This window comes from Paenibacillus illinoisensis NBRC 15959, from assembly GCF_004000925.1.
In the GTDB taxonomy this organism is placed as follows: domain Bacteria; phylum Bacillota; class Bacilli; order Paenibacillales; family Paenibacillaceae; genus Paenibacillus; species Paenibacillus illinoisensis.
Window position 1 is genome coordinate 262,400 of sequence record NZ_BIME01000001.1, and the last position, 12,780, is coordinate 275,179.

12 protein-coding genes are annotated in these 12,780 nt (G+C 45.2%); 3 read left to right on the forward strand and 9 right to left on the reverse strand.

Going from position 1 to position 12,780, the window contains the following annotated elements; translation table 11 throughout:
• Positions 1-117 precede the first annotated feature (117 nt).
• Entirely contained in the window at positions 118-723 is a 606-nt protein-coding gene (locus PIL01S_RS01060; RefSeq protein WP_371859907.1) for an esterase/lipase family protein, read from the reverse strand.
• Positions 724-909: 186 nt separating this feature from the next.
• Here PIL01S_RS01060 and PIL01S_RS01065 point away from each other — a divergent pair, with 186 nt between their 5' ends.
• A complete protein-coding gene (locus tag PIL01S_RS01065) occupies positions 910-1,971 on the forward strand; it encodes an S-layer homology domain-containing protein (protein WP_127535875.1) in 1,062 nt (353 codons plus the stop codon).
• 104 nt (positions 1,972-2,075) lie between these two features.
• On the opposite strand, the gene PIL01S_RS01070 is transcribed toward PIL01S_RS01065, so the two are convergent.
• The 6 genes from PIL01S_RS01070 to PIL01S_RS01095 all read right to left on the reverse strand — a co-directional run bounded on the left by PIL01S_RS01070 (position 2,076) and on the right by PIL01S_RS01095 (position 8,042).
• Complete coding sequence (locus PIL01S_RS01070) at positions 2,076-3,050, reverse strand: aldo/keto reductase (RefSeq protein ID WP_127535876.1); 975 nt, start codon at positions 3,048-3,050, stop codon at positions 2,076-2,078.
• A 23-nt stretch (positions 3,051-3,073) separates the two neighbouring features.
• On the reverse strand, positions 3,074-3,490 hold the full coding sequence (locus PIL01S_RS01075; protein ID WP_110822305.1) for a MerR family transcriptional regulator: 417 nt from the start codon (positions 3,488-3,490) through the stop codon (positions 3,074-3,076).
• Between the two features lie 256 nt (positions 3,491-3,746).
• Entirely contained in the window at positions 3,747-4,775 is a 1,029-nt protein-coding gene (locus PIL01S_RS01080; protein WP_127535877.1) for a helix-turn-helix transcriptional regulator, read from the reverse strand.
• Between the two features lie 208 nt (positions 4,776-4,983).
• The gene (locus tag PIL01S_RS01085) at positions 4,984-6,954 is read right to left on the reverse strand and encodes a 5'-nucleotidase C-terminal domain-containing protein (protein ID WP_246058056.1); all 1,971 of its coding nucleotides are present in this window, start codon (positions 6,952-6,954) and stop codon (positions 4,984-4,986) included.
• A gap of 251 nt (positions 6,955-7,205) precedes the next feature.
• Positions 7,206-7,514, reverse strand: coding sequence for a hypothetical protein (locus PIL01S_RS01090; protein ID WP_127535878.1), 309 nt, complete (start codon positions 7,512-7,514; stop codon positions 7,206-7,208).
• Between the two features lie 195 nt (positions 7,515-7,709).
• The gene (locus PIL01S_RS01095; protein WP_127535879.1) at positions 7,710-8,042 is read right to left on the reverse strand and encodes an antibiotic biosynthesis monooxygenase; all 333 of its coding nucleotides are present in this window, start codon (positions 8,040-8,042) and stop codon (positions 7,710-7,712) included.
• Positions 8,043-8,268: 226 nt separating this feature from the next.
• On the opposite strand from PIL01S_RS01095, the gene PIL01S_RS01100 reads away from it, so the two are divergent.
• Together PIL01S_RS01100 and PIL01S_RS01105 are read left to right on the forward strand one after the other, a co-directional pair.
• Positions 8,269-9,543 carry a stalk domain-containing protein gene (locus PIL01S_RS01100; protein WP_127535880.1) on the forward strand — a complete coding sequence of 425 codons (1,275 nt, stop codon included), beginning with the start codon at positions 8,269-8,271 and terminating at the stop codon, positions 9,541-9,543.
• A gap of 121 nt (positions 9,544-9,664) precedes the next feature.
• Complete coding sequence (locus PIL01S_RS01105) at positions 9,665-10,090, forward strand: hypothetical protein (RefSeq protein WP_127535881.1); 426 nt, start codon at positions 9,665-9,667, stop codon at positions 10,088-10,090.
• Between the two features lie 133 nt (positions 10,091-10,223).
• On the opposite strand, the gene PIL01S_RS01110 is transcribed toward PIL01S_RS01105, so the two are convergent.
• Complete coding sequence (locus tag PIL01S_RS01110) at positions 10,224-11,411, reverse strand: aminotransferase-like domain-containing protein (RefSeq protein ID WP_127535882.1); 1,188 nt, start codon at positions 11,409-11,411, stop codon at positions 10,224-10,226.
• Between the two features lie 179 nt (positions 11,412-11,590).
• Positions 11,591-12,736: an NAD(P)/FAD-dependent oxidoreductase gene (locus PIL01S_RS01115; protein ID WP_127535883.1), complete on the reverse strand. Its 1,146-nt coding sequence runs from the start codon at positions 12,734-12,736 to the stop codon at positions 11,591-11,593.
• Positions 12,737-12,780 lie beyond the last annotated feature (44 nt).

The following is a 12,780-nucleotide window of genomic DNA, read 5'->3' on the forward strand; positions in this document are numbered from 1 at the left end:
TGTATGGACGCAGCAATGTACAATACAATCTATTATAAATTCATCTGTTAGCAAAATACAAAAAAACATGAGTGACCTCTTGGATCACTCATGTTTCATTCAGATGCCGCAGTCTCTCTATTCATTCAATGCTGTCTTAATTAAGGCATTAACCCGTGAATTGAAGAGCAAACCGATATGGGAAACCAGCGAAACCTGTATGTTATTCGCTCCGCTCAAACGGGAAAGTGCAGGAGATACGATCGTGTCACTGGTAGAGTAGATGGAAGTAACCTCAACTCCCTGTGGGGCTGAAGTTGTAGTCAAACGATTGGCGCCCCCCAAGGTGACCAGCTTGTCCACTTTGGTAGAGCCCCCGCGGTTCAATATGTAATATAAACTATTAGCCCCGCCCATACTATGAGCCACAATGTTGACTTTGCTATGGCCTGTTTCCCGAAGTACATTGTCTACGAATTGACTGATAGCTGCTGAATTCAACAGCTGATTCCCCTGCTTGCTGGGCAGATCAATCGCAAACAGCTCATCTCTGGACCAACCTTGACCACGCAGATAACTTTCAATATAAGTGAAATTGCTATCAGAACCTGTTAATCCATGAACAAAAACAACAGGTGTCCGTTCTGTCGCAGCGAATGTCTTTGAGCTTTGACCGATACCAGGTATCGAAATGGCTATCAGTATGCTCATGACCATGGCAAAAAACATTTTACTCTTTTTCACATCATTCACTCTCCTAAAATATAATTTACACTATATATAATATAAGTGAATAATTGGTATATAAATGGATCTTTAGTCTCAAATTTAATAGATTAAATCGTTAGTAAAGATTTCCTTTAGCCATCCATCCCCTTCTCTGTTATGCTGAATGACGGCAAATTTCAATTTACAGGAGGAACTTCCTAGATGAGACAAACGATTAACCGCTTCACTCTTTTCTTCATCGCCATGATCCTTGTGGTATTCCCTTTTTCGTGGAGCAAAGCCCATGCTGCCGCTTCGTACAAATCGCTAGATTTGTATTTCCCGACAGATATTGATGGCCACTGGGCGTACGATACGCTTGACAATTTCGTTAACGCTGACCTCCTTAACGGTTACAGTCTGGGCAATGGCGAGGTCGCTCTTAAGCCCAATCATCCCATCACTCGTGCAGAATTCGTAGCTATTCTTGTTCAGGCTACAGGACTACATAGTACAGCTCAAGGAAAATCCTTCAGTGATGTAAAAGCAGGCAAATGGTATGCTGAGTCCATTCGGATTGCCAGTTCACTTGGCGTCGTCGGGGGTGTAAGCAGCACTGAATTCGGACCTGACCTCCCGATCACACGCGGCGATATCGCAGTAATGGTCGTACGTGCGTTCTCCGATACGGTGGAGTTTAAAGGTGCATCCAAAACCTTCAAGGACGTTCCAAACTACTATGCAGCTTCCGCCATTACCAAAGCGAGCCAGGCTGGTATTGTTTCAGGAATGACAACGACTACGTTTCAACCTTTCGCAAAAGCTACACGTGCTCAAGCTGTAGTCATGCTTGAACGTGCTTTACAATTGGAGCAAACCGAGCTGCCGGATACATCTGAACTGACGGCACTTGCTTCCACTGCTACGGAGTCGGAGATTCAAGCTATGACGGATCATAAATATGATCAGTTGTCTGTAACCTATGCAACCTATTACACAGGGTATCAGCTTTCATCCAATTTTACGTCTCTGGAAGATATCACTTCTGCAGTAGATGAGGAAACCACAATGGATATTGAAATGCTCTCCCAACCGAATTTTACTGTCATCGAAACCTCTAACCGTTTGGCTGTATTAGAAGCAGAAGGCGGCAAGATGAAAGTAACGATCCATTCGGGTAAAGAACAGCAGGAAGAAACGGTTTCCATGGACGGATTGTATAAACTCAAGAAAATGAATGATAACAGCTGGAAAATCTATGCCATCCTGCCTTATGAAGAATAGGCTCTAATCTATCATTTATTTCATTAACACCAAAAACCACTGAATCCTAATTCAGTGGTTTTTGTATCTATTCGTTTATATTCAAATTCCCATGATCATTTGATTTAGCCATTCAGCAGATTCATCTGCTCCTTCAGATATCGGGTACCATGTATCCCATTTTTGGGGCTTACATTTTCAATGCGTACCAGATCTTCAGGAGTTAACTCGATATCTAATGCTCCTACATTTTCCTCCAGATATTTGATCTGTTTCGTTCCAGGGATCGGCAATGCCCCATTCGCCAGCGTCCAGGCAATGGCAAGCTGAGAAGGTGTGCAATTCTTTTCGCTGGCTATTTTTTTGATTTGATCCACGATCTCAACATTCTTTTGAAAGTTTTCACCTTGGAAACGAGGCATATATCTGCGAAGATCATCCGCAGCGAGATCCTCAAACGTACGTAATTCACCTGTGATAAAACCACGGCTTAGCGGGCTATAGGCCACATGAGTAATGCCCAATTCTCTAACGGTTGGAAGAATTTCATCTTCAATATCCCGGCTCCAGAGAGAATATTCACTTTGTAAAGCGGATATGGCATGTACCGCATGCGCTCGGCGAATAGTCGCTGCAGATGCTTCCGAAAGTCCAAGGCAGCGAACTTTTCCAGCCTGCACTAATTCGGACATTGCACCAATCGTCTCCTCGATAGGAACATTGGGATCTACACGATGCTGGTAATAGAGATCAATATATTCTACGCCTAATCGATTCAAACTTTCATCCACTGCTTTTTTAACATAATCAGGATGACCACTGATTTGCTCATAATTCGGTGTGTATGAAAATTTGGTAGCAATAATCGCCTGGTCGCGCCGACCTTTGAGCGCCTTGCCCAGAAGTTCTTCGTTATGGCCATTTCCATATACATCAGCCGTGTCCAGCATCGTTACACCCATTTCCAGAGCACGATGTATCGTTTTGATAGAAAGCTCATCGTTAATCTCACCGTACATGCCCGGAGACATCCCCATTAATCCCAGTCCTACCGAAGACACCTCCAAATTACTGTTTCCCAATGTTCTAATAGACTTCATCCTAATCTTCCTCTCCTATTTGATTAAATGTGTTTCAAACTGGACATTTCCTGTAATAATTTATTTTCTGAATCCTCTTTGCCTTTTTCCATATCATCATAGATTGATAATTTTTGATTCACCGCTTCTAAGGCTTGATTAAGATCGTTTTGTCGTTGATGCAATTCTTTTTTATATTGCGTGAGCATTGCTTTTCTGAGCGGTATTGTTGAAGCACCTTCCATGGCAAGATTGACCATCTGCTTCAATACGGACACTTTCATGCCAGTAGCTCGAAAACAGGACATCACTCTCATCCACTCCAGATGCTCCTCTTCAAACAAACGATTTCCGTTCTGATCCCTGTTGATATATGGGAGCAAGCCTTCTTTCTCGTAATAACGAATTTTATGTGCCGGGCAACCTAGCCGTTCCGATGCTTCTTTTATGGTAAAGCTCATATCGTTATTCCTCCTTTGGATTCTCGTGTCCGGCTGGCTCTTTCACATCATAAGTATTAATGTGCACTTTAAGTCAACCATCTATTTTTTTGAATTTCTCCTAGGCTTTTCTCCTATTAAAAGGGGTTCAACCTGATGTCTAAACCACCTGTCCGGAACAAAATATAAGAACCTTGAATTTTCAAGGTTCTTATGATCAGTAAGTCAGAAGACTATCGTATATTGTTATAGAAAAGGATAGTTTATCTTCTATCCATCAATTCGTGACTAGCCTTTTACGCCAGCTTTCTTGCTTTGAGCGCCAATTCGAAGGCGTCTCCCCTTCCCATAGCCGGAATGCCCGATAAAATGAATTCTGGTCTTCATACCCTACAAGAAAGGCCACTTCTTTGATATCCAGTGACGGATCAGCTAGGTATACTCGAGCCTGCTCATGTCTGGCTTGGGTCAACAGCTGCTTGAAGCTGGTGTTCTCATCGGTGAGTCTGCGCTGTAGTGTACGATCACTTACGCCTAACTCCTGCGCTACGATTTGGATATCGGGACGTCCACCTGTTAGGCTCCGTTTAAGAATCCATACGACCGCTTCTGTCATGGATTGAGCCTGTTTCTGTTCATCTAGCGAGCGATCAAGTATGGGTGTCAGCACCTCAAGCAGCTCTTCGTTATAAGAGATGAAGGGCAGATCCAGATCCTTTTGACGCAAAATCAATCGATTGCTTGGTGCACCCATCCGGATATTGCAGCCGAAGTAAGCTTCCAGAGCCTTCACATCCCCCATGGGCTGTGAGAATTCGACCTGCAGTGCATTCAAAGACAGCCCCGTACCACGACGTCCTAGCTCCAGAAGAAAGGCCAGCGTAATTCCAACCAGGACGGGAGGTCCGGACGGTCCACCATTCATCCACTCCAGTTCAATAATGCAGCGATCATCCTCCTCGGTAATGTGCAAGCCTTCGGGAGGACACATCCGTTTGTACCGAGCCATCCGATATAGCGCATCACGGTAGTCACGAGCATGGTAGGTGGCTAATACACTTGGTGGATAGTGGGCTGTTTCAAAAGCGGTTGCCAGTTTGATGATTCCTTCAGCCGTATCGCCCATGAGGTCGGAATAAGCCTGCCAGATTGCAAAATATTCGTCTGTATTGACGATCGTATTCGTAATCTTGGTGAGTGGCAGTTGTGCTCTGCGGGCTACGACATGGGTGTCGATCCCCAATTGCTCCAAGCCTGCCCAGAATCCGGCTGGAATCTTAATACGTTCTATGGAATGCGGCTTCATCTTTCGGTCTCCTTCAATTAATCATAAGTATAAACAAGAATACTCCTTCGTTCACCAGATGTCTAATCTCCTGGTCACGTCAACTTGAAGAATAACCAAAACCACATTATTACATAAACTGACCTATCCGAATTGCCTTCACAAAATAAAAAAGCCGCCATGATGGCGACTTATTTATCTTGCAATTTGGAAGCAGGTTTACTTCCTATTATTTCTTAATAATTCCTTGCTTGAGCAGCTCGTTCACATTAAGCGATTGGTCATAAGGGACATCGATCTTGCCTTCATTCACCAGTTTAATGATCTCATCCCGATAAGGGCTAGCGAGATCGATTCCAACGATCTCCCAGTTATTGTCCACTTCCGGGGAAATCTCCTGATGTTCTTGAATATATTCAACTAGGTAATCCCGAATGCTGCGTGGTGATTCCCAATCGCGGTTTGCTTCTACCAATTTGTAAGCTTTCAGTGCGCTGCTGTATCGGTAGTTGTTTACAGCAAGCTTCAGTTCTTGTGTATCAGCCAGAGGCTTGCCTTGATACATTACATCGACGATACGCTGCCCTGCAGGCTTGGACAGGTCGATTTTGTAGTCTACGCCAGCAAACATGTCATACAAATAACCTGGAACCTCAGGATCGAAGCTGATCGAAACGTCTCCCTCTTTCCACTGGTTGTAGTGTGAAGCAGACCATTCCATATACGCCTTCAGTTCTTTACCCGTAACCTTAACGGTATAGAGCACATTATCGAATTTGTAAATATCGAAAATATTCGCATATGTGATATTACCTTTTTTTAGATTGGAGGTGTCTTTGAAGAGTGCAGCAGCCGAAACATCCGCTCCGCTCACTTCCATCTGAACCTTGTTGATGAGATCAACCACGGCTGTATCTTGAAGCTTGCCTTCAGGAATCCCATTAATTTCATTCACAGGCTGGAAGTCCTCGGTTGCTTGACCGAAGATACCACCCGACGAGCCTTCCGCTCCGGCAGAACCACCACCTGTAATGAATTGGATCGTAGCTTCGTGCTCTTCCTTCACTAGGTCACGAATCGCCGGATCAGGGGTGTAGGAAGCCATGTCTACTACTTGAACCTGACGGTCCGTCACTTTATTTTTACCTTGATCTTTTTTCACTTCGATATCAAAACGCACAATGTCACGGCCAAGGTTGCGAGGGCCACCGATCACAGTTTGTCCGATTTTTTCGTTAACCACGATGTGCATGTGCCCAACCAGCATGGCATCAAGTTCAGGCACCATCTTTACAATTCGTTCAGCCGAGTCTGAAGCTCCATCTTCGTCGAACTCAGCAAACATGCCTGCATGCGCGCTCGCGATAAGTACATCCACTTTTTCTTCATTTTTGAGGTATTGTGCATATTTTTTCACCGTTTCACCCATATGCTTGAACGTAAGGCCGTCTACTTTATCGCCGTCCCAACGAGGTACATTGGGTGTCGTTACACCGATAATCCCTACTTTTATGCCATCCACATCGATAATCGTGTACGGCTCGCCAAGCGTCCCGCCATCTTCTGTCTCGATGTTGGCTCCAAGTACGGGGAAGTTCAGTTCTTTCATAATTCGATCAACATGATCCAGTCCAAAATTGAATTCATGATTACCAAAAACCATGGCATCATACTTCATGGCATTCATGGCTTTGGAAACAGGATGAATGACATCTGTGTTTTTACGATAAATATCATCTGTTAAAATATTGCCTTGATATGTGTCCCCATTGTCAATCAACAGCACGTTAGGGGAGGTCTTCTTCACTTCATTGACATATGTAGATATCCGTGCGAGCCCGTTATTCGTTGTTTCCGCACTATCTTCATAAGTATAGCCCCACAGATTCCCGTGCACGTCAGAGGTGCCCAGAATAGTGATTGTAGTGGAGTCGGCTTCCTCTTCTTTTTGAGGAACCTCACTCCCAGTGGACGGCTTCTCAGGAAGCTTTAACTTTTGGCCAATTTGAAGGACATTCACGTTTTTCAATCGATTGAGCTTTTGCATCTCTGCTACGGTTGTCCCATTTGTTTTGGCGATGGTCCACAACGTATCTCCTTTTTTAACGGTGTACGTCTCGGCAGCCGCAATTCCACCAAAAAGAGTAGAGAACACCAAAACCATGATGACAATCCAGCTGAGCTTACTACGATGCTTCATAAATCCCTTTCACCTCTTGTCTTATGTTGTGTGTTACCAATTCTATCCTCTAGATCATAACAAGATAAATGAAATAATTGGAGATTAAATTTACGTTTTGAACTAAATTATTACATTTTGCAACACATTCTTGTTGTTTCGGCAAGTTCATTACATATTTTATTGATAATAATCCAATATTTAGGTGGTATACGAATCATTGTATTGTCATAAAAAAGCCTGATCCACTTAAGGACCAGGCTTCAAATGAACTATCCCTCCACAATATCTGCTTGCAGAGCAGTCGCGACTTCAATCATCTTGGGAACCACAGCTTCACTGGAAATGGCCACGTACAAATCCCCTGAATATAGCCGGAAAGGAATGTCCACGTTATCCTGCTTCCACATAAAGAAATCTCCATCAATGGACATGGAACTTTCGGTTCCCTGAACCGTGTAAACCTGTGAATACGTAAAGTCAGGCTGGGTTGCAAAGTATGCCTTGCACTCTTCCAGAGTGATGGATGGTTCCCCATTTTGTTCTTGCATGGTTCGGGTGATACGGAAACGCTGATTCATTGATATGCCTCCAGATTGATTAATTCAAGTATATATTATCATTCATAATAGCAATTTACGTATCGTTTCGGCAAGAAAGGCGCTTGGCAGCCGCCAAGGATATTAATTTTTCTATATAGGCGTGCGCTCTATTCGTTGCTGGTTTGAATGGAAAAGAACCTCCCTCGGGAGGTCCTGATGATCTTCATATAAACCCTATTGTTGAACCGTACCTTTGCCAGTTTTTACAGTCTGGACTTCATACATATTTACGGTTGTGCTGATCAGATATTCAGGTTTTTCCTGTCCTCTTTTGTTGCGATGGCCCTGGATGTGTGCATCGCTTTTCTCCCAGTTTTTCCACGCTTCCTCCGATTCCCAACGAATCATAACCATAACCTCTTCATGTTCCTTGCTCTTCTTGTTGACCATGACACTGAAATCAATCAGACCAGGCATATCCACCACTGGGGTTGGGCCATTGAAACGTTCCAGTACCTTGTCACTATGCCCTTTTTCTATAACCATACTGCGCGTTTGAATCAACATCATTATTCCTCCTGATTGCAGTCACACTGGATACCCTCCAGCCTAACCGCATTTTGGTTTACTCTTTCCACTATTGTAGCCCAATTGAAAATGATTATCAATAAAGCCAAGTTTGGTTCATCTTGTAATTGGAACTCTATGAAAATTTTGCTATACTACACTATGCTAGATTACTGTCCATACGTCCTTTTTCTACTATTTTATGAATGTGGAGGAATATACAAACATGGTTCGTAAACACATAGGTAAAACCATTGCTGCCACCTTGATTGGTTTGTCCTTGCTTGGAACGACGGTAAACATCGGTGATGTGCATGCAGCACCTGCCATATCGGTCAAGTTGGATAATGTAGCACTCCAATTTGATGCTGCCCCGCGAGTCGATAAAGGCGTTACTTATGTCCCCTTCCGTACCGTAGGTGAAGCATTGGGAATCCAGATTACGTGGAACAGTAAAACCCAAACCGTCAAAGCCGTAGGCAGTGTAAAAGGTCAGGCTACAGAGGTACTTCTTCAAGTGGGGAATACCACAGCCACCGTCAATGGCACCAAAGTGAAGCTTGCCGCAGCCCCGGTTCAGCGAGAAGGACGCGTACTCATTCCGCTCAGTTCGTTCAGCAGCCAATTCGGCGTGGGTGTGAAATGGGATCAGGCCACACGTACAGTTTCTCTCGTATCCCCACAGCGTGAAATGCATTTGAGAGCATTTTATGCTGTGCGGGCATTTCATGAAATCGATCTGGTCCCATCCATGAACTCCGTAGCTTTTGGCTGGAGTCGAATCGACCGGGATGGCCAATTCACGCTTCAAGGGAAGGAGTATTATTTCCCTGAGGCAGCAGGTGAAGTGACCCCTCAGACCATCGTGGCGGATGCTGCAGATCAAAATATCAAACCGTACCTTATGGTATACGCACTGGATGGGCAAGGCGAGCTAACCAAAGTTTTGAGTGACAGCAGTCTGCGCGAGAAATCGATTCAGGGCATTAACGATGCTGTTACTGAGAATGGATTTGGTGGCGTTGTTCTTGATTTTGAAGGCTTGGGTTTCAAACTGGATGCCAAGCAGCAACAGAAGCTGCTTAACGACTATGTCAAACAGTTAAAAGCTTCCTTGCCTCGTGACATTTCGATATCACTGGCTGTACCGCCTCTGAATAGTGCATATAAAGGCTATGATTACAAAACGCTCGCTTCCTTGGCAGACGATCTTATTATTATGGCTTATCAATATAACCCTGCGGGTACCAAGGCACAGATTCCTGAGCCTAACAGTCTCGTTGACCAAGCCATCCAGCTTGCACTTAACGCAGGTGTTCCAAAAGACAAGCTGCTGCTTGGTATTAACTTAAACAGCGAAACGGGAACCTCCGTTGATGACAAGCTTGGATTGGCCAAGAGATATGATCTCAAAGGGGCAGCATTCTGGCGCCTTGGCTTATTCCGTGAATTCAACAATAATATGGTAGAAGCCGTGAATTCGTCAGTGATCAAAGAGTAAAAGACATTCATTTTTATGAGCAGGATGTGATGAAGGATCTCCTGCCCTGCAGGAGTATGTCCACGCAAACTTGTCTTCTATGAATATACTATTCTATCTTATCGGATAGGAGGTATGCAGAATGACTCAGTTTCTGGATGCAAGAGTCTCGATCAATGCAACGTCGACCAACTCCATCTCTGTACCCATACCCGTAATCAATACGCCTACGTTATTTGCCCAAATTGGTCTTATTACTGCGGGTACAGGGGCTAATCCCAGAGTTCAACTCAAAGGGACGATTACGGTTCAGTTACCTCTGGCGCTTTTTGTAGTGAGAGTTATCATTGTGAGAGGTACGCTGGCGACAGATCCTATCATCTATTCGGCAAATAGTACCTATGGATTGAGCGGTTTACTCGCACCTGAAATCATTACTTTTTCAGCGAATGACTTTAACCCTCCCATTACACCACAACTAACGTATTCAGCGTTTATCAGTACGAACTTGCTCGGGACAGTTCGAGTCGGACCCGAAAATTTTGACGGCGTCCTCGTATCAGATTGATCATCGTGATTTCCATTCAAAAACCCTACCGCTGCAATTGCGGTAGGGTTTTTGAATGAAGAAAAGCCCCCTCACAGTTGAAAGGGCTAGATGCCACTTCAGCTGCACAGGGAGCTACCCAGATCAGACGTTATTAAGAATACTGCTTCAATACCTGCCCCAGAATTTCAATCCCCTTCACAATCTGTTCATCGGAAGGTGTGGAGAAATTCAATCGGATCGCATTGCAAGGTTCACTCTCATCAACGAGGAAAGCCGTGCCTGGAACAACGGCTACGCCGCTGGCTGCAGCTGCCTTGGCATAATCCAGCATCGGAATATGAGCCGGCAGATCACACCAGAGGAAAAGACCACCATCCGGTTGGGTAAACGTAATGGAATTCCCCATGTGTTCCTTGAGTTTGTCCATCATTAAGGCAGATTTTCTGCGATATATTTCACGAATACTGCTGATATGTTCTGCATACTGGTATTCTGCCATGAACTTGTATGCCAAGATCTGTGGAAGCATCGCCGTATGTACGTCTTCCCCCTGTTTGGCGACCACCATCTTCTGCACGACTTCGTTCGGTGCCAGCACATAGCCAACACGCAAGCCGGCAGACAGAATCTTGGAGAAGGAGCCCACATAGATCACTAGTCCCTCTTCGTCCATGGATTTGATGGTAGGTACATCTTCTCCACTGAATTGAAGCTCACCGTATGGATTATCTTCCAGAATCATCACACCATACTGTTTGGCAAGAGCATAAATGGCTTTGCGTTTCTCCAGACTTGTCGTTACTCCCGTCGGATTTTGGAAACTCGGAATCAGGTAGATCAATTTCACATTCTGCTCCGTCTGCAGTGCCAGTTCCAGCTTGCCGATATCAATACCGTCGCTTTCCATTGGAACGCCAACCAGCCTTGCACCTGAGGCCCGGAAGGAGTTTAACGACCCTATGAAGCTTGGGCTTTCACAGATGATCGTGTCTCCCTCGTTGCAGAATACTTTGCAGGCAAGCTCAATGCCTTGCTGTGCACCCGAGACAATAAATAGCTCGTCCGATGCTGTGCCTGTGTTATAGTTCGTCTTCAGGTGATGGGTCAATGTATCGCGCAGCGGGGCGTAACCCTCAGTTATCCCGTATTGCAGAGCCGTAACTGGATCCTGCTCCAGAATGGACTGAGTGAATGTCCGAATGGCTTCAATGGGAAACGTCTCCGGAGCGGGATTTCCCGCAGAGAATGGAATAACGTTCTGGCCAGAGGATGCCTTCAGGATCTCACGAATAATGGACGGCTGCAGCGCAGCAATCCGGTTTGAAAATGAATAGTTCATCTTAATATAATGCCTCCCTGCTTCAAATCTGACGCTCAATACTACTTCTACATTCTTTTCTATTATACGAGTACTTGTCTGTTTTCAAAATGGTCTGCTACAAATTCGTCAAAAACAATAAGAAAGAGGTCGACATACGCCGCCTCTTTCAGATCCATCAATATGCATGTTTTCCCACATTACCCGCGAGCAGCGTTCATCTCTGATAACCTTGTAGCCTTGACCAGATATGTTGCCAAACCAGGAAATAAGCGAGCTAGCGCGGGGTAATATTTGTTGGTTTTGGCAAAAGCCAGCTTCTGGATTCTCCGTGCACGCCGAAGCAGCTCTGTAAATTCATCGCTCGCGTCTTTCGTATATCCTTCCTGCCACTGCGTAAATCCAATGTCCTTCTGCAAATAACGGTTGGTCCACTCCGCACACAGGATGGAAGAACGCAGCGCAATGGACATGCCGTCACCGCACAGGGGAGGAATCATCAGCATCGCATCTCCAATATGCGGGAACTGGGACCAAGGTTCAGGCACGTTCGACAAGTGAAGCGGAGCTATGGAAACCTGAGTTCCCTGAACAGGCTCTCCATCTGCCAGTCTTGCTGCGAGTCTGCCATTGGTTTCAGAGGCTGCATTCAGGATATCGGTTACAGACTTGCCGCTTCCCTGCACCGTATCCAGCGTTAACAAGGCTGCTACATTCGCATAGCCATTCTCAATCGGTGAAATGCCGACGTATCCTCCCTCACAGAAATAGAGTTCTACTCTAGCAGGCATGTCAAGTCCGCTGTAATGAGACTTTATCCCAACATATACAGTTTCATCCCTTATTTCAGGCGGCGACGTCATTCCACGCGGCTTTTTGGTCCCATATGCTCCGATGACAGCCTTCGTTCTATAGCTTAATCGTTCATTCCCTTGTTTGACCTGTACCTCGTAATGATCATCTTCAAGCAGTTGAATACCAACAATCTTTGCTTTTGTTATAATTTCGGCTCCCGCAGCCTCAGCTTGCTTGTGGAGAATGCGGTCCAGTTCATGTCGACTGATGCCATAAGCGGGTCCTGGCAAGGGAGCTTCAATCTGACCGCCCTGAGGCATAATGATCTGTGCATGATCCATCGTGCTGGGCTTCACTTCCTGAAGCTGAATATTTAGATACTCCAGCATTTCTTTGGTCTCTGGTGACATGAATTCACCGCAGGTTTTGTGCCTGGGAAATGACTGTTGATCCAATAGAAGCGTACGATGACCTTGTCTGGCCAGCTGCAGGGCGCACGAACTGCCAGCGATTCCAGCACCTAGTACAATGACATCTAATGATTCGGACACATAGCATCCCCTGCCTTTAAGTTGAATTTTGCGCAGCCGTGACT

Coding starts and splice junctions, on each gene's coding strand:
- PIL01S_RS01110 (WP_127535882.1), bottom strand. CDS start 11,411: ATGAACTATTCATTTTCAAACCGGATTGCTGCGCTGCAGCCGTCCATT.
- PIL01S_RS01075 (WP_110822305.1), bottom strand. CDS start 3,490: ATGAGCTTTACCATAAAAGAAGCATCGGAACGGCTAGGTTGCCCGGCA.
- PIL01S_RS01070 (WP_127535876.1), bottom strand. CDS start 3,050: ATGAAGTCTATTAGAACATTGGGAAACAGTAATTTGGAGGTGTCTTCG.
- PIL01S_RS01090 (WP_127535878.1), bottom strand. CDS start 7,514: ATGAATCAGCGTTTCCGTATCACCCGAACCATGCAAGAACAAAATGGG.
- PIL01S_RS01100 (WP_127535880.1), top strand. CDS start 8,269: ATGGTTCGTAAACACATAGGTAAAACCATTGCTGCCACCTTGATTGGT.
- PIL01S_RS01080 (WP_127535877.1), bottom strand. CDS start 4,775: ATGAAGCCGCATTCCATAGAACGTATTAAGATTCCAGCCGGATTCTGG.
- PIL01S_RS01065 (WP_127535875.1), top strand. CDS start 910: ATGAGACAAACGATTAACCGCTTCACTCTTTTCTTCATCGCCATGATC.
- PIL01S_RS01085 (WP_246058056.1), bottom strand. CDS start 6,954: ATGAAGCATCGTAGTAAGCTCAGCTGGATTGTCATCATGGTTTTGGTG.
- PIL01S_RS01095 (WP_127535879.1), bottom strand. CDS start 8,042: ATGTTGATTCAAACGCGCAGTATGGTTATAGAAAAAGGGCATAGTGAC.
- PIL01S_RS01105 (WP_127535881.1), top strand. CDS start 9,665: ATGACTCAGTTTCTGGATGCAAGAGTCTCGATCAATGCAACGTCGACC.